Source organism: Caloramator fervidus, assembly GCF_900108045.1.
GTDB classification, from domain to species: domain Bacteria; phylum Bacillota; class Clostridia; order Clostridiales; family Caloramatoraceae; genus Caloramator; species Caloramator fervidus.
The window spans coordinates 19,932-34,253 of record NZ_FNUK01000012.1; the positions used below are offsets into that span (position 1 = coordinate 19,932).

A 14,322-nucleotide genomic window follows, 5' to 3' on the forward strand; every position below is an offset into this window, starting at 1 on the left:
GGTGTTTGATATGCTGCCCCTTAAGATTGATTTAAATAAAAGAATCCTTAAGGGGGGTTCTGTTAGTTTATATAGATTAAATAAAAAAGAAATTGCAAAGTTTTTTAGTTATATATATTTTATTACTTCTTCAGGTATAAATTTTATAAAGGGTGTAAATATATTAAAGGACATGACTAATAATAAAAAATTAAATGTATTTATAAATGAATTGTTTGATCTAGTAGCCGCAGGAAATAGTTTTAGTGATTCAATAGAACGAGTAGGAATTTTTCCAAGTTTAGCTGTTGCTCTTATAAGAGTTGGAGAAAAAAGCGGTAGGCTTGAAGATGTTTTTTTAGAGCTTTCTAATTATTATGAAAATGAATATGAATTTGAAAGAAAGATAATGCGTTCATTATATTATCCGCTTTTTTTAACATCAACAGCATTAATTTCTATATTGTTAATTACAAATTATATAATACCTAAAATAATAAGGCTACTTAAGGAATTTAACATAACTCAAATTCCTAAATTAACATTGTTTATTCTTGATTTTTCTAAATGCTTTAGTAAACTAATTTTGTTTTTTTCCTTCTTGTTTTTTATTTTAGTTTTTATGTATAAATTTTCTAAAAATGGTATTAAGAGAAAAATAGACTTTATATTACTTTATATTCCGATATACAAAAGTTTAAAGATGGATATTTTAATGTCGAGATTAGGAAAGTGTTTACATCTTATGATAATAAGTGGAGTTCCTATTGTAGAGTGTTTAAATTTAGCAGCTTCCTTAATAGACAACGTTATAGTTTATGAAGAATATATGAATGCTTTAAATGAAATAATGTTAGGTAAGGGAATTTCTGAAGCTTTTAGAAAAAGAAAAATATTTCCTAATTATTTTGTTGAGTTTATTTCTATAGGCGAGGAGACTGGAGAATTAGATGATGCTTTAATTAAAATATCGGATTTTTTAAACAAGGAGGTAACAATAAGGCTTAATTCTTTAATAACTTTAATAGAACCCTTTATAATAATTATTATTTCATTATTTGTTTTTATAACTATGCTTTCGATTTTGTTTCCTATATTTCAAATTTATGAAAAGATAGGTTTGTAATCTGGGGGGAATTTATGCCTGTATTAGTTTTTATACTTGGACTTATTATTGGAAGCTTTCTAAATGTTTGTATATATAGAATACCTAAAGAAGAATCAATTATTTTTTCAAGATCTTATTGCCCATACTGTAAGCAGAAAATAAAATGGAGGGATTTAATACCTATATTAAGTTATATATTTTTAAAGGGGAGGTGTAGATTTTGTAAAAATAAAATATCTTTGATTTATCCTTGTGTTGAAATTTTAAATGCAACTTTGTATTTATTGCTTTATCTTAAATATGATTTTACAATATTGTTTTTAAAATATGCTGTATTATCTTCCCTTGCTATAGTAATAGGTTTTATAGATTATTATACTACTGATATATATACTAATACTATCATATTTGGAATAGCAACAGGAGTAATTTTTATATTGCTTGAATATTTTTTAAAAGTAAAAATTATTACTTATTTTTTAGGAGCATTGATGGGAGGAGGAATAATATCTGTCATCATATTTTTAACAAATGGAATGGGCTGGGGAGATGCTGAGTTTTTATTTGTTATAGGATTATTTTTAGGATTTGGACTTACTTTGATTACTTTAATTTTATCTTTTATAATAGGTGGTATTTTTGGAATTTTTCTTGTTGTATTAAAGTTTAAATCACATAAAGATTATATTCCGTTTGCACCTTTTATTTCTATAGCTTCTATAATAGCAATTTTTTTTGGAGATTGTATTACTAAATTCTTATGGGGGTGATTATGAAAAGAGGGCATGTTCTTTTAGAAATTATAATTGGATTTTGTATAGTTTTTATAATTTTTAGTTTTCTGTATGTAAGTCCTTCTGCTTTTTATAATAACTTATGTTTGGAATTTGTAGCAAAAGGTCTTGTAAGCGATTTAAAGTGGAGCAAATTAAATGCATATTCTAAGGGGGCTGATGTTTGTTTTTACTTTATAAAAGATAACCAATCTTCCGATTACGTTGGTTACTCCATATCTCAAAATTTAAAAACTTTAAAAAAAGTTATGTTTCCTAAAAATATAGTCGTGTCAAGAAGCTTAAGTACGTTCTCATCTTCAGGTATTTTGACTTTTAATCCTAATGGAAGTGTTTCGCCTTATGCTTGTTCCATAGTTGTTTTAAATAAAAGCAGTGGAAAAAACAAAAAAATTACTTTAACTATAGGTTTTACAAGAATAACAGAAAAGTAGTGATTGTAATGAAAAAAGGATTTATTCTTATTAACACTTTGTTGGTTTTTTCTTTATTTAGCATGATTATTATTTTGATTTTTGATGTTAATACAAATGTTTTAAATAAAGTTCAGCGTAGTAATGATTTAGAATATGAACTTTATGTTTGCAGAAGTATAATAGAGTTTTTTAAGGCTGAGAATAGAACGATGGATAACATAGAAGTAGAAATTGATTTCGATGATTTTTCTGAAGTTAAACAAGAAATATTGAAAAGAGGTTTTTATGAATACATAATACTTATGGATAAAAAAGTTGAACATAAAAAGTATAAAGTTATTATGAAGTTTTATATAAAAAATGAATTTAATATTATAAAAGTTAGATGTATGAATCAAAAAGGAGGTATAGAACTTATTTTTGCAAAACCTTATGAGATTTAGACATAAAGGGTATGTTTTGATGGAAGTCTTTGTTTGGATGTTTCTTATATCTGTGATGTTTATTTGTTTTTTTGATATGCTTATATTTAATAGTAAGTTTTATTTTAATATTATTGATTCTATGGATTCAAGAATAAACACACAAATTGCAATGGAATTTTTAATTGATAAAATAACTAATTCAAAAAATATAAGTTTTCAAAATGGAATTTTATATGTTGATGGTAAAAAGATTTATTTAAATAAAGATGTTTTGATATATGAATATGGTTCTACTCCTGTTGTTGACAAGATAAAAAATTTTACTGTTTTAGATTTAGGAAATGGTCTTTATGAAATAAGTGTTGAATCTAAACATGATTTTAAAAAGATTATAATTCAAAAGCGGTGATTATATGAAAAAAGGATTTATAGAGATAAGTTTTTTGGTCTTTCTTTTTGTCTTGATATTTTTTAGTTTATTTTTATTAGATATTGCTTTAAATAATTTATCTATACCTTTAATTTTAAAAAATAAAGTTCAATCTAGATATTATGCTGAAACGGGTATGAATTATGCAATTTATAAAATAAAAAACAAATTGATAAATGGCAATTCACAATTTTATGTTATATTTAAAGATGATGATGTATTTATTTATGATAAGCCATTAGGCAAAAGCTATGCTTTCGTTAAGATAAGTTGTACTATTGGAATAGGGTATAAAATATTTAATATATCATCAAAGAGTTATTATTTTGATTATTGTAGCTTTATTAATGATCAAATTACAGTTAATGAATAGGGGTGAGGCTGTGATAAAAAATTTTTCTTTAATTGGAATGCCAGGATGCGGAAAAACCACTATAGGTAAAATTTTGTCACAAAAATTAGGTATGGATTTTATAGATTTAGATGAATTCATACAGCTTAAAATAGGCTTAAGCATAAGTAACATATTTGATATTTATGGTGAAAAATTTTTTAGAAATATAGAGTCAGAATGTTTAAAAGAAGTTTTAGAAAAAGAAGGACAAATTATTGCTACAGGTGGCGGAATAGTGACGGTTGAGAAGAATATAGAGATTTTAAGGAATAGATCTATAGTATTTTATATAAAAAGAAACATAGAAGATATTTTAAAGAATGTAGATCTTGAAAATAGACCTCTTCTTAGGGATAATAAAAATAAGATATATGAGCTTTACAATCAAAGATATAAACTATATGAAAAATGTGCTCATTATGTTGTAGATAATAAATTAATAGATGAAGTTGTAAAGTCTATTATAAATATTATAAAAAATCAGGAGGTTTAAAATGACAGTAAAATTTGGACCATCTGGTATATCTAAAGCGTTTTATGAAGAAGGATATAAGTCATCTGTTGATTACCCTATGTGGTTAAATAGAATGGGACTTGAGCTTTATGAATATTCCTTTGGTAGAGGAATAACTTTAAGTGAAAAGACTGCAGAGAAAATAGGTGATAATGCTAAAAAGTATCAAGTACAAATGTCTGTTCATGCTCCATATTTTATAAATTTTGCTAGTGATGAAGATGAAAAAATAAAAAAATCAATTGAATATTTAAGAAAAAGCTCTTATTTTGCAAATATAATGGGAGCTGATAGAGTAGTTTTTCACCCTGGCTCCTGTGCAAAAATGGATAGAAAAAAAGCTTTTGAAAATTGTAAAAAAGGTATAAGTAGAGCAATAGATGAACTTATAAAGGATGGACTTTATCCTAAGATAAAGATATGTCCGGAAACTATGGGAAAACAAAATCAACTTGGAACTCTAGATGAAATAATTGAAATTTGTGGCATTGATGAAAATCTTATCCCTACTATAGATTTTGGTCATATACATGCTTTAGGTAGAGGAGCTTTAAATAGCATTGAGGATTTTAAGGTAATAATAGATAAATTAGAAGATTCTTTAGGTAAGGAAAAGATTAAAGATTTGCATTGCCACTTTAGTAGGATAGAATATACAAGTGCAGGGGAAAAAAAGCATTGGACAATAGATGATTTAGATTATGGCCCAGAATTCTCAGATCTTGCAAAAGTGTTAGTTGAGAAAAATTTATCCTTTAGAATAATATGTGAATCAAGAGAACATATGGCGGAAGATGCTTTAAAATTAAAAAATATTTATATTGAAATGCTTAAAAAATATAATGGTTAAATATAATAATTGCATTGTTGCCATAAATTTGATAAAATACAATTGTTATTTATCAGGATGTGATAATATGAAGCTTTTAGTATTAAATGGACCTAATTTAAATATGCTTGGTAAAAGAGAAGTGCAATTTTATGGTAGTATGTCTTATAACAAGCTTTGCGATGTAATAAGAGACTTTGCTAAAGTCCATGGAATTGAAGTGGATTTTTTTCAAAGCAACATAGAGGGGGAAATAATAAATAAAATTCATTCTGCAGAAGGATTATACGACGGTATAATTATAAATCCTGGAGCTTATACTCATTATAGCTATGCTATTTATGATGCTTTAAAGTCCATTTCAATTCCTGCAGTTGAGGTTCATTTAAGCAATATTTATGCACGGGAGGAGTTTAGAAAAAAGTCTGTAATAGCACCTGCTTGTATAGGTCAGATAAGTGGATTAGGTGTTTATTCTTATATTGGGGCTATACTTTATTTTAAATTAAAGGGGGAATATAAATGAACATTTTAAAAAGACTTGAAAATTTCAGAAGTAAATTTGATGAGCTAGGCATTGATGCTGCGCTTATAATTGGTGATTATAACAGAAATTATTTGAGTGGTTTTACAGGTCATGAAAGTTTTTCAGTTATTCTAAAAGATAAGGCTTATTTTTTAACAGATGGAAGGTACATAGAACAGGCTCATAAGGAAGTTGTAGGGTATGAAGTAATTGAGTATAAGCCACCAATATATGATGCTATTAAAGAAATACTTATTGGAAACAATGTAAAGGTATTAGGAGTTGAAGAGGATAAATTTACATTCCAAGATTTAGAAATGTATAAAGAAAGACTTGGGGACATAAAAATCGTTAAATTAAATCATACTATAGAAAAGATAAGAATGATAAAGGACGAAGATGAAATTGCTCTTATAGAACAAGCTGCAGCTATTGCAGATAAAGCCTTTGAACACATATTAAAGTATATAAAGGTTGGTGTTTCTGAAAGAGATATTGCTCTTGAGATTGAATATTTTATGAAAAAGCATGGTGCTCAAGGACTTTCATTTGATTCCATAGTTGTTTCAGGAGCAAGATCTTCTTTACCACATGGAACACCAACTGATAAGAAAATAGAATACGGTGATTTTGTAACTTTAGATTTCGGATGTATTTATAAAGGATATTGTTCAGATATGACAAGAACTATAGTAGTTGGAAAGGCTACGGAAAAGCAAAAGGAAATTTACAATGCAGTTTTAGATGCAAATGAAGCTGCTTTAAGAGCTATTAAGGCAGGAGTTAAATGTTTTGACTTAGATAAGATTGCAAGGGATATTATAAAAGAAAGAGGATATGGAGATAGGTTTAGCCATGGATTAGGTCATGGTGTTGGAATGGAAGTTCATGAACTACCAAGGGTTAACTTTAGAAGCGATGAAGTATTAGAAGCAGGAATGGTAATAACAGATGAGCCAGGAATATATATACCAGATTTTGGTGGAGTAAGAATTGAAGAGTTAGTAGTTGTAACTCAGGATGGATTTAGAGTTCTTTCACATTCACCAAAGCATTTAATAGAAATTGAATAATAAAAAACATAAGATGGAGGGATATCATTCATGATTTCAGCAGGAGATTTCAAAAAAGGAACTACTTTTGAACTTGATGGACAAGTTTTTACAGTTATTGACTTTATGCATGTAAAGCCAGGAAAGGGAGCTGCCTTTGTAAGAACTAAGCTTAAAAACGTTGTTACTGGTGCAGTTATTGAAAAATCCTTCAGCCCAACTGAAAAGTTCCCAGAAGCTGTTATTGAAAGAAGGGAAATGCAATACCTTTACAATGATGGAACATTATATTACTTTATGGATACACAAACATATGAACAAATACCATTAAATTATGATAAAGTTGAAGATGCTATAAAATATCTTAAAGAAAATATGACAGCTATTATAAAATTTTATAAAGGAGAAGCTTTCTCAGTTGAACCACCAACATTTGTTGAATTAGAAGTAGTTGAAACAGAACCAGGTGTAAGAGGAGATACAGCTACAACAGCATTAAAGCCAGCTAAAGTTGAAACAGGTGCTACATTTATGGTTCCTTTATTTATAAACGTAGGAGATGTTATAAGAATTGATACAAGAACAGGCGAATATATGTCAAGAGTATGATGCATACTAAAACTAAGCAGTGGTTTCTACCACTGCTTAAATTATATAAAATGAGGTGATATAATGAACATAGTTAAAGAAAGGGTTTCATATCTTAAAGGTTTAGCTGATGGTCTTGGAATTAATGAAGATACTAAAGAAGGAAAACTGCTTATTGCAATTATTGATGTTTTAGATGAAATTGCTGAAGAAATAGATAGAATTTATGGAGAGCAAGCTGACCTTGAAGAATATGTAGATGCAATAGATGAAGATTTAACAAGGCTTGAAGATGAGTTGTATGAAGATGATGATTATGAAGATGATGCTTTTGTAGAAGTTGAATGCCCCCATTGTAATGAAAAAATATTTTTAGATAAAGAGGTCTTTGAAGATGAGGAGGAAGAAGAAATAATTTGTCCAAATTGCAATGAGCCTATTTTTATTAAAGAAGAATGTGAATGTGATAGTGAAGATTGTAATTGCTAGCTCTGGATTTATTCCAGAGCTTTTTTATTTAACTGAATGACAAATTTTTTTTGTCATAAAAATAATTATGTAATAATAAATTTTATATTAAGAAAGGGGGGAGGTAGGTGGGGTTTACTAAAGAAATTATTAATGTATTTCCAGAGAGGATATCAACTGTTTTAAGCAATATTCCAGATAAGGAGTGTAATAAAATCCAAGAGATAAGATTAAGAGCTAAAAAACCTCTTATGGTTGTAAAAAATTCAGAGGACTATTTTTTAGATGATAAAGGACAGATAACAAAGAGTTTAAAAGATGCTTTTATTGTTGAAGTATTTGATATAGATAAGACAATAAAAAGGATGTCAAATTATTCACTGTATTCAGTTGATGATGAGATAAGAAATGGTTTTATTACTCTAGTTGGCGGACATAGGGTAGGTATTGTTGGAAGAGTTGTTTTAGATAATAACAGCATTAAAACTATAAGAAATATTTCAGGAATTAATCTTAGAATAGCAAGGGAAATAAAGGGATGTTCTAAAGAAATTTTAAAACTAGCCTATAAAGAAGGATTGAAGCATACATTAATTGTTTCTCCACCAGGATGTGGGAAGACTACTATTCTTAGGGATATTATAAGAAATATTAGTAATGGAAATGACGAACTAAATATCAAAGGTTATAAAGTAGGTGTTGTTGATGAGAGAGGAGAAATAGCAGCTTGTTATTATGGAGTTCCTCAATTAGATGTTGGAATAAGGACAGATGTTATAGATTCGTGTCCTAAGGTTATAGGAATTAACTTATTATTAAGGTCAATGGGACCTGAGGTGATAGCCGTTGATGAAATAGGAAGTTTAGAAGATGCAAAAGCTATTCAAGATGCTTTAAAATCAGGAGTAAAAATTATAGCTACTGCCCATGGAAAAGACCTTGATGAAGTAAAAAATAGAATAGGAATAAAAGAAATGTTAGAAAATAAATTTTTTGAAGTTGTAATAGTTTTAAGTAAAAGACAAGGTCCAGGAACAATAGATAAAATTATATACCTTTAAATAAAAGGGGGGATATTTTGAAATTTATAGGGTGTATTTTGATTATTGCCTCTACTACTACAATGGGATTTTATATTTCTTATCTTTTATCTGAAAAGGTAAGGCAAATTCAAGAAATACAATACGCACTTCAAGTTTTAGAGGGTGAGATAGTATATTCTTCAGAACCTTTGTATAATGCTCTTTTGTTAGTTTCAAAAAAATTACGTGAACCATTAAAAAGTTTTTTTATAGATATGTCAAAGGATTTAAAAGAGTTTAAGGCAGATACTGTATATGAAATATTTATAAACTTATTTGAAAAATATAGAGATAAGATTTTTCTAAACAAAGAAGAAGTAGAAGTTTTGGCTAAATTTTTTGGAGAATTAGGGACAAGCGATATAGAAGGGCAAAAGAAAAATTTTAATGTAACTATTAAAAGACTTGAACTTTTAGAAAAACAAGCAGAAGAAAAAAGAAGGAAGAATGATAAATTGATTAAATACTTAGGTTTTTCCTTTGGGGTCATTGTTGTAGTTATTCTTATTTAGGGGGGATATAATGATTGATATAAGTATAATTTTTAAGATAGGTGCATTAGGAATACTTATTATAATTTTAGATAAAATCTTTAACAGCCAAGGAAAAGAGGATTTTGCAACTATTACTACTTTGATAGGAGTAGTTATGATTTTGTTTTTAACTTTAAATATGATAATGAAATTATTTGACACAGTAAAATCCATGTTTCAATTTTAGAAGGTGGTTAAATGGAAATTATAAAAGTTGTTGCTATAGCATTAATTGCTTCAATAATAATATTGTTTGTTGAGAAAGATAAGCCTGAGTATGCTGTTCATCTTAGCATTGCTACGGGATTGGTTATATTTTTTATGATGATTTCAAAGCTTACGGTAGTTATACAGGCTATTCAGCAGATAGCTATAAAGGCTAATATTGATTATACATATCTTAATATTGTATTTAAGATAATCGGAATAGCTTATATTGCTTCTTTTGGTATAGAAATTTGCAAAGATTCAGGTCAAAATTCTATAGCAAGTAAGATTGAATTTGCAGGGAAGGTTTTAATTGTATTACTATCACTTCCAATTATGCTTGCCGTTATTGATCTTATTATAAAAATACTACCTTAGGATGTGATACATATGAGATTTAAAATAATGTCTTTTGTAGTTGTATTTTTGTTGCTTATAAATTTTAGCGTTTTTTCAATGAATAGAGAAACCTCAAATGCAGATTATTCGTATTTAGAAAACTCAGCAAAAATGCTTCAGGAGACAAATGAGTATTTTCCAGATGTTAGCTTAAGTAAAATAATAGAGGATTATAAAAGTTCAGGAACGATAAAGTTTACTATTATGGATTTTATAAAAAACATAATAAGATTTTCTTTTAAAGAAATTTTAATAAATTATAAGCTGCTTATTGAACTTCTAGCTATTGGGATAATTGCAGCTTTAATACATAATTTGCAGTTGGCTTTTGAAGAAAATAGTATATATAGAGTATCTAATTTTGCTATTTTTCTTTTGATAACTACTATAATTATAAAAAGTTTTATGCAGGCTATTTCTATAGCAACAAAAGCTATTACTGAAATGGTGGAATTTATGAACGCGTTGATTCCTGCTCTTGTTAGCATTCTTGTTGGAACAGGAAGTATAGCTACTGCAACAACTCTTGATCCTATAATGATGTTTTTCATTAAATTTTCAAGCGATGTTATAAAAAATTTGGTATTACCTACGACTATAATAATTGTTGTTATATATATTGTTGATAATCTTAGTGATGATATAAAGATAACTAAGCTTGGTGATTTTATTAATTCTATTAATACTTTGGTTTTAACATTTTTAATGACTATTTTTATTGCAATAATAACTATAAGAGGAATAACAGCAAATACCTTTGATGAAGTTGTTTTAAAGAGTACTAAGTTTGCAGTAGATAAGTTAGTCCCTATAGTTGGAGGGGCCCTTTCTGATGCTGTTGCAACTGTTGCTAGTTATTCTTTAATTTTAAAAGATGCTGTTAGTATATTTGGGCTTATTGTAATTGCTGGTATATGTATATTTCCTCTTGTAAAAATATTAATACTTAGCTTAATATACAAGTTTTCTTGTGTTGTTTTAGAGCCTATTGCAGATGGAAAAATTATAAATGGATTAAATGCTGCAAGTAAATCTTTAGTTATGATTTTTGCTGCAGTATTATCTGTAGGTGTAATGTTTTTTATAATGATAACAATTTTAGCTTCAGCTGGTAAAGTTATTGTTAACATTGGGTGATGGTTATGATAGATTTTTTAAGTTCTTGGATAAAAATTATATTAAGCGTTTATATTTTTATAGCTTTAGTTGAGATATTACTTCCCTCTAATAAATTTAAAAAATATGTTAAGTTTGTGTTAGGGTTTATAGTTTTGGTAGCTATTTTAACTCCAGTATTTAAATTTTTTGATAAAGGCATAAATGTGGAAAATACAGTTTCTGAGTATTATAACAAGTATTACGGTGATGCATCGAAATCTTTTAACCTTGAAGTTTATAATCGGCAGCTTGTAGATGAATTTAAGAATAATCTTAAAAAAAGAATTGAAAATGATATAAGACAAAAACTTAATAAGGAATTTACAGTTGAAGATATAAAAATTAACGAAGATATGAATTCATTAGGCTTTGGGAAAATAGAAAGTATAACTTTGTCAAAGAATTATAGTAAAATTATAAAGCCTGTTGAAAAAGTAACTATAGGAAGAGATTTAAAGGAGGAAGACTATGAAACTATTTTAATTAAAAAGTATTTACATGAAAATTTAGGAATACGTCAAGAAAATATTAGGGTTATAAAGTGAGGGGATGAGGATGGATATAAGAAAAATTTTAGAAAAGGTTGATGATATAAAGAAAAATCCTAAGAAGTTTATTTTAAATTTGATTATACTTTTTCTTTTAGGGGTGTTTATTATATTGGTTGTTGATACATATAAAAGTATAAAAATGACTGATAAAAAAAGAAAGGAAGAAAGATCTGTAATTGAAGTTTCTACGACTACATATGCTCCTCAGCTTCCATATGAAGAAAAACTAAAAAAGGAGTTAATAGATATATTAATGCAGATAGATGGGGTTGGAAGAGTTAATGCAATGATTTATTTTGAAGGTGGAAGTATTTCAGTTCCTGCATATAACGAAAATAACAGCACAAGAAAAATAGAAGAGAAGGATAATCAAGGGGGAACAAGAACTACTACTGAAAACAGCAAAAGTTTGAATGTAGTAATTGTAAACGAAGGTTCAGGCAACAAACCTCTAATTGTAAAACAAGTAAATCCGACAATAGGTGGTGTTATTGTTGTGGCTGAAGGAGCAAAAAATCCTGTTGTAAAAGAGCAAATAATTAACGCTGTAAAAACATGTTTAAATATTCCTGCTAGCAAAGTATCTGTTTTACCTATGAAAAATTAATATAAGTTCTTTGTTTATCATATAAATTTATTAGATAAATTTAGAAAATTTAAGGAGGGGGATTTAAATGTCAGATGTAAAAAGACAAACTGCTATTATTGCTGTTTTGATTATGCTTATAGCAGTTGCTGGTTGGGCAGCTAAAAAGTTTAACGATTCTGCAGATTTGACAACCATAAGCAAAAGTGTGGAAAATAAGGAGGCAGTGAATTACTTTGCAGAAAGCAGAATTGCTAGGGAACAAGAAAGAAGTGTTGTAAAACAAGAATTAGAAAAGATAATAAATAGCAAAGATGCAGCAAAATCAGCTAAAGAAGCTGCTACAACTAAATTGATGCAATTAAATGATAGGGCTTTAAAGGAAAATAAAATAGAATCTTTAGTTAAAGAAAAAGGTTTTGAAGATGCTCTATGCTTTATAGATGATAATGGAGTTGAGGTTTGTGTAAAATCAGATAATCCATTAACAAGTGAAGAGGCAAATCAAATAAAGGATATAATTGTAAAAACTACAGGAATTTCTCCGTCAAGAATTACGGTAAGACAAAAATAATTTTTACTTGATTTTTTCATATATTAGTAATAAACTAAAGATAAGGATGGACTCTACAGGGGGTGTAATAAATGGAACCAGACATGAAATTAGATGAAATGGGGCAGGTTAAGATAGCGCCTGAGGTTATTTCTCTTATAGCTTCAATGGCTGCTAGTGAAGTATCAGGTGTTGCTGATCTTACTGCAGGGTTTACAGGGGATATGTTAGAAAAGGTTGGTGTTAAATCACCTAGCAAAGGAATAAAAGTTCAACTTGGAGAAAATGAAGTTTTAATAGATGTTTATCTAATTGTTGAGTATGGAGTAGTTATTCCTGAGGTTGCAAAAGAAGTTCAAAAAAAGGTAAAGCTTTCTGTTGAAACTATGACAGGTATAAATGTAACTCAAGTAAATGTTCATGTTCAAGGTATAAATTTCCAAAAAGAACCAAAAGAGGATATGAAAAAGTAACCTAAATTAGCCCTCTGTTTACAGAGGGTTAATTTAGGTTAATTTATGAAATAAGGAGTGTTACATATGAAAAACTTTACGAAGTTTTTTTTATGTATATATATAATAGTTGTTATTGCTTTAGCATTATTCTTAGCTATAGCTCCATTTTATTCTGTAGCTAAGAATATTTTATTGTTATTAGTTAATAGATTAGATTTTTATACATCTGTATTTTGTTTTTTTATAGTTGTAGTTAATGGTATAATTCTTATAAATATTTTAAAAAGGGAAAAATTTAGATTAGGGGTATCTAAATATACCTCTGAAGGAGAACTTATTATTTCTAACGATGCCATAAAGTCTTTGATATTAAAGTCTTTAAAAGATATAAAAGGATTGAAGGATGTAAAGATTTTATTAAAAACTGATAAAGATAAATTAAATATATTGATTAAAGCGTTGGTATATCCCGATCATAATATCCCTAATTTAGTTTTAGAGGTTCAACGTTCAGTAAAAAGGTATCTAGAGAGTATTGCTGAAATACCAGTTGGAGAGGTAAAAGTTATGGTGGATGAGATAGCTAGTAGTACTAAGTTTAAAGTAGAATAGAGGGATTAAAATGTTGAGGGAGTATATAATTGATATAATTAAGGCTAATAAAGGAAAGTTTCTAGGTGCTTTTTTAGGGCTTTTATTTTCCATTTTTGTTTTAATTATAGGTTTTTTTAGAACTATTTTTATTGTTATTTGTATTTATTTTGGTTATTATATAGGTAAGAAGATAGATAACAATGAAGATTTATTTGATTTTATAAAAAATATATTGAATAATAATTGGAAATAAAACTATGGAGGAATGGTCATGGGAAGAAAAAATGCAAGGGAAAAAGCTATGACTTTAATTTATCAAATGGAAATTACAAATTATACTGCAGATGAAATTATTAAGGATTTTTATGAAAATAATGAAGTAAAATTTTCAGATGAGGATATTGAATATATAAAAGATTGTGTTTATGGAGTTGAAAGGAATTTAAATGTTATAGATTCTTACATAGAAAAATATTCTCAAGGTTGGAAGCTTAATAGAATTGCTAAGGTTGACCTATCAATAATGAGGCTAGCAATTTATGAAATGTTAAAAAGAGAAGATGTTCCAAATCCAGTTGCTATAAATGAAGCTGTTGAACTTGCTAAAAAATATGGGACTGATCAATCTCCAGCTTTTATAAATGGAATATTAGGAAGAGTTATAGAGGAGTTAGATTAATT

At 27.7% G+C, this 14,322-nt stretch carries 24 protein-coding genes; all 24 read left to right on the forward strand.

Translation table 11 applies throughout. The features are described 5' to 3' along the window. The first annotated feature begins 10 nt into the window (after nucleotides 1-10). The 24 genes from C4R78_RS05295 (at nucleotide 11) to nusB (ending at nucleotide 14,320) form a co-directional block, all read left to right on the forward strand. Nucleotides 11-1,105: a type II secretion system F family protein gene (locus C4R78_RS05295; protein ID WP_103896053.1), complete on the forward strand. Its 1,095-nt coding sequence runs from the start codon at nucleotides 11-13 to the stop codon at nucleotides 1,103-1,105. A 14-nt stretch (nucleotides 1,106-1,119) separates the two neighbouring features. After that, complete coding sequence (locus tag C4R78_RS05300) at nucleotides 1,120-1,857, forward strand: prepilin peptidase (RefSeq protein ID WP_103896054.1); 738 nt, start codon at nucleotides 1,120-1,122, stop codon at nucleotides 1,855-1,857. 2 nt (nucleotides 1,858-1,859) lie between these two features. After that, nucleotides 1,860-2,315, forward strand: a complete 456-nt coding sequence (locus tag C4R78_RS05305) for a hypothetical protein (protein ID WP_103896055.1) — start codon at nucleotides 1,860-1,862, stop codon at nucleotides 2,313-2,315. Between the two features lie 8 nt (nucleotides 2,316-2,323). Continuing rightward, entirely contained in the window at nucleotides 2,324-2,740 is a 417-nt protein-coding gene (locus C4R78_RS05310) for a hypothetical protein (RefSeq protein ID WP_103896056.1), read from the forward strand. After that, nucleotides 2,730-3,131 carry a hypothetical protein gene (locus C4R78_RS05315; protein ID WP_103896057.1) on the forward strand — a complete coding sequence of 134 codons (402 nt, stop codon included), beginning with the start codon at nucleotides 2,730-2,732 and terminating at the stop codon, nucleotides 3,129-3,131. Before C4R78_RS05310 ends, C4R78_RS05315 begins: the two co-directional genes overlap by 11 nt. 4 nt (nucleotides 3,132-3,135) lie before the next feature. Further along, nucleotides 3,136-3,525: a hypothetical protein gene (locus C4R78_RS05320; protein ID WP_103896058.1), complete on the forward strand. Its 390-nt coding sequence runs from the start codon at nucleotides 3,136-3,138 to the stop codon at nucleotides 3,523-3,525. Nucleotides 3,526-3,535: 10 nt separating this feature from the next. After that, nucleotides 3,536-4,039 carry a shikimate kinase gene (locus C4R78_RS05325; protein ID WP_242971199.1) on the forward strand — a complete coding sequence of 168 codons (504 nt, stop codon included), beginning with the start codon at nucleotides 3,536-3,538 and terminating at the stop codon, nucleotides 4,037-4,039. A gap of 1 nt (nucleotide 4,040) precedes the next feature. Then, nucleotides 4,041-4,910 carry a TIM barrel protein gene (locus tag C4R78_RS05330; protein WP_103896059.1) on the forward strand — a complete coding sequence of 290 codons (870 nt, stop codon included), beginning with the start codon at nucleotides 4,041-4,043 and terminating at the stop codon, nucleotides 4,908-4,910. Nucleotides 4,911-4,977: 67 nt separating this feature from the next. Beyond that, on the forward strand, nucleotides 4,978-5,415 hold the full coding sequence (gene aroQ, locus C4R78_RS05335) for a type II 3-dehydroquinate dehydratase (protein WP_103896060.1): 438 nt from the start codon (nucleotides 4,978-4,980) through the stop codon (nucleotides 5,413-5,415). Further along, nucleotides 5,412-6,488 carry a M24 family metallopeptidase gene (locus C4R78_RS05340; RefSeq protein WP_103896061.1) on the forward strand — a complete coding sequence of 359 codons (1,077 nt, stop codon included), beginning with the start codon at nucleotides 5,412-5,414 and terminating at the stop codon, nucleotides 6,486-6,488. The genes aroQ and C4R78_RS05340 overlap by 4 nt, the downstream gene beginning before the upstream one ends. A 30-nt stretch (nucleotides 6,489-6,518) precedes the next feature. Beyond that, a complete protein-coding gene (efp, locus tag C4R78_RS05345) occupies nucleotides 6,519-7,076 on the forward strand; it encodes an elongation factor P (RefSeq protein ID WP_103896062.1) in 558 nt (185 codons plus the stop codon). Between the two features lie 63 nt (nucleotides 7,077-7,139). Then, on the forward strand, nucleotides 7,140-7,544 hold the full coding sequence (locus tag C4R78_RS05350) for a CD1247 N-terminal domain-containing protein (protein WP_103896063.1): 405 nt from the start codon (nucleotides 7,140-7,142) through the stop codon (nucleotides 7,542-7,544). 107 nt (nucleotides 7,545-7,651) lie between these two features. Further along, a complete protein-coding gene (gene spoIIIAA, locus C4R78_RS05355; RefSeq protein ID WP_103896064.1) occupies nucleotides 7,652-8,584 on the forward strand; it encodes a stage III sporulation protein AA in 933 nt (310 codons plus the stop codon). A gap of 17 nt (nucleotides 8,585-8,601) precedes the next feature. Beyond that, nucleotides 8,602-9,117 carry a stage III sporulation protein SpoIIIAB gene (gene spoIIIAB / locus C4R78_RS05360; protein ID WP_103896065.1) on the forward strand — a complete coding sequence of 172 codons (516 nt, stop codon included), beginning with the start codon at nucleotides 8,602-8,604 and terminating at the stop codon, nucleotides 9,115-9,117. Between the two features lie 10 nt (nucleotides 9,118-9,127). Then, nucleotides 9,128-9,325 carry a stage III sporulation protein AC gene (gene spoIIIAC, locus C4R78_RS05365; RefSeq protein WP_103896066.1) on the forward strand — a complete coding sequence of 66 codons (198 nt, stop codon included), beginning with the start codon at nucleotides 9,128-9,130 and terminating at the stop codon, nucleotides 9,323-9,325. An 11-nt stretch (nucleotides 9,326-9,336) separates the two neighbouring features. Continuing rightward, the gene (gene spoIIIAD / locus C4R78_RS05370) at nucleotides 9,337-9,723 is read left to right on the forward strand and encodes a stage III sporulation protein AD (protein WP_103896067.1); all 387 of its coding nucleotides are present in this window, start codon (nucleotides 9,337-9,339) and stop codon (nucleotides 9,721-9,723) included. 12 nt (nucleotides 9,724-9,735) lie between these two features. Further along, nucleotides 9,736-10,881, forward strand: a complete 1,146-nt coding sequence (gene spoIIIAE, locus C4R78_RS05375) for a stage III sporulation protein AE (protein WP_103896068.1) — start codon at nucleotides 9,736-9,738, stop codon at nucleotides 10,879-10,881. Nucleotides 10,882-10,886: 5 nt separating this feature from the next. Next, complete coding sequence (gene spoIIIAF, locus C4R78_RS05380; RefSeq protein WP_159945835.1) at nucleotides 10,887-11,447, forward strand: stage III sporulation protein AF; 561 nt, start codon at nucleotides 10,887-10,889, stop codon at nucleotides 11,445-11,447. Nucleotides 11,448-11,457: 10 nt separating this feature from the next. Continuing rightward, nucleotides 11,458-12,060: a stage III sporulation protein AG gene (spoIIIAG, locus tag C4R78_RS05385; RefSeq protein ID WP_159945837.1), complete on the forward strand. Its 603-nt coding sequence runs from the start codon at nucleotides 11,458-11,460 to the stop codon at nucleotides 12,058-12,060. Nucleotides 12,061-12,127: 67 nt separating this feature from the next. Beyond that, on the forward strand, nucleotides 12,128-12,613 hold the full coding sequence (locus tag C4R78_RS05390; protein ID WP_103896071.1) for a SpoIIIAH-like family protein: 486 nt from the start codon (nucleotides 12,128-12,130) through the stop codon (nucleotides 12,611-12,613). 71 nt (nucleotides 12,614-12,684) lie between these two features. Next, the gene (locus C4R78_RS05395) at nucleotides 12,685-13,065 is read left to right on the forward strand and encodes an Asp23/Gls24 family envelope stress response protein (RefSeq protein ID WP_103896072.1); all 381 of its coding nucleotides are present in this window, start codon (nucleotides 12,685-12,687) and stop codon (nucleotides 13,063-13,065) included. A 66-nt stretch (nucleotides 13,066-13,131) separates the two neighbouring features. Continuing rightward, complete coding sequence (gene amaP, locus C4R78_RS05400) at nucleotides 13,132-13,659, forward strand: alkaline shock response membrane anchor protein AmaP (protein WP_103896073.1); 528 nt, start codon at nucleotides 13,132-13,134, stop codon at nucleotides 13,657-13,659. Nucleotides 13,660-13,669: 10 nt separating this feature from the next. After that, nucleotides 13,670-13,894: a DUF2273 domain-containing protein gene (locus C4R78_RS05405; protein WP_103896074.1), complete on the forward strand. Its 225-nt coding sequence runs from the start codon at nucleotides 13,670-13,672 to the stop codon at nucleotides 13,892-13,894. Between the two features lie 18 nt (nucleotides 13,895-13,912). Continuing rightward, nucleotides 13,913-14,320 (forward strand): transcription antitermination factor NusB, encoded by a 408-nt coding sequence (gene nusB, locus C4R78_RS05410; protein WP_103896075.1) that lies wholly within the window; start codon nucleotides 13,913-13,915, stop codon nucleotides 14,318-14,320. The last annotated feature ends 2 nt before the right edge of the window (nucleotides 14,321-14,322 follow it).

Excerpts from the sequence above, each read along its gene's own strand:
- C4R78_RS05295 (WP_103896053.1), top strand. The coding sequence starts at position 11 with ATGCTGCCCCTTAAGATTGATTTAAATAAAAGAATCCTTAAGGGGGGT.
- C4R78_RS05300 (WP_103896054.1), top strand. The coding sequence starts at position 1,120 with ATGCCTGTATTAGTTTTTATACTTGGACTTATTATTGGAAGCTTTCTA.
- C4R78_RS05305 (WP_103896055.1), top strand. The coding sequence starts at position 1,860 with ATGAAAAGAGGGCATGTTCTTTTAGAAATTATAATTGGATTTTGTATA.
- C4R78_RS05310 (WP_103896056.1), top strand. The coding sequence starts at position 2,324 with ATGAAAAAAGGATTTATTCTTATTAACACTTTGTTGGTTTTTTCTTTA.
- C4R78_RS05315 (WP_103896057.1), top strand. The coding sequence starts at position 2,730 with ATGAGATTTAGACATAAAGGGTATGTTTTGATGGAAGTCTTTGTTTGG.
- C4R78_RS05320 (WP_103896058.1), top strand. The coding sequence starts at position 3,136 with ATGAAAAAAGGATTTATAGAGATAAGTTTTTTGGTCTTTCTTTTTGTC.
- C4R78_RS05330 (WP_103896059.1), top strand. The coding sequence starts at position 4,041 with ATGACAGTAAAATTTGGACCATCTGGTATATCTAAAGCGTTTTATGAA.
- aroQ (WP_103896060.1), top strand. The coding sequence starts at position 4,978 with ATGAAGCTTTTAGTATTAAATGGACCTAATTTAAATATGCTTGGTAAA.
- C4R78_RS05340 (WP_103896061.1), top strand. The coding sequence starts at position 5,412 with ATGAACATTTTAAAAAGACTTGAAAATTTCAGAAGTAAATTTGATGAG.
- efp (WP_103896062.1), top strand. The coding sequence starts at position 6,519 with ATGATTTCAGCAGGAGATTTCAAAAAAGGAACTACTTTTGAACTTGAT.
- C4R78_RS05350 (WP_103896063.1), top strand. The coding sequence starts at position 7,140 with ATGAACATAGTTAAAGAAAGGGTTTCATATCTTAAAGGTTTAGCTGAT.
- spoIIIAC (WP_103896066.1), top strand. The coding sequence starts at position 9,128 with ATGATTGATATAAGTATAATTTTTAAGATAGGTGCATTAGGAATACTT.
- spoIIIAD (WP_103896067.1), top strand. The coding sequence starts at position 9,337 with ATGGAAATTATAAAAGTTGTTGCTATAGCATTAATTGCTTCAATAATA.
- spoIIIAE (WP_103896068.1), top strand. The coding sequence starts at position 9,736 with ATGAGATTTAAAATAATGTCTTTTGTAGTTGTATTTTTGTTGCTTATA.
- spoIIIAF (WP_159945835.1), top strand. The coding sequence starts at position 10,887 with ATGATAGATTTTTTAAGTTCTTGGATAAAAATTATATTAAGCGTTTAT.
- spoIIIAG (WP_159945837.1), top strand. The coding sequence starts at position 11,458 with ATGGATATAAGAAAAATTTTAGAAAAGGTTGATGATATAAAGAAAAAT.
- C4R78_RS05390 (WP_103896071.1), top strand. The coding sequence starts at position 12,128 with ATGTCAGATGTAAAAAGACAAACTGCTATTATTGCTGTTTTGATTATG.
- C4R78_RS05395 (WP_103896072.1), top strand. The coding sequence starts at position 12,685 with ATGGAACCAGACATGAAATTAGATGAAATGGGGCAGGTTAAGATAGCG.
- amaP (WP_103896073.1), top strand. The coding sequence starts at position 13,132 with ATGAAAAACTTTACGAAGTTTTTTTTATGTATATATATAATAGTTGTT.
- C4R78_RS05405 (WP_103896074.1), top strand. The coding sequence starts at position 13,670 with ATGTTGAGGGAGTATATAATTGATATAATTAAGGCTAATAAAGGAAAG.
- nusB (WP_103896075.1), top strand. The coding sequence starts at position 13,913 with ATGGGAAGAAAAAATGCAAGGGAAAAAGCTATGACTTTAATTTATCAA.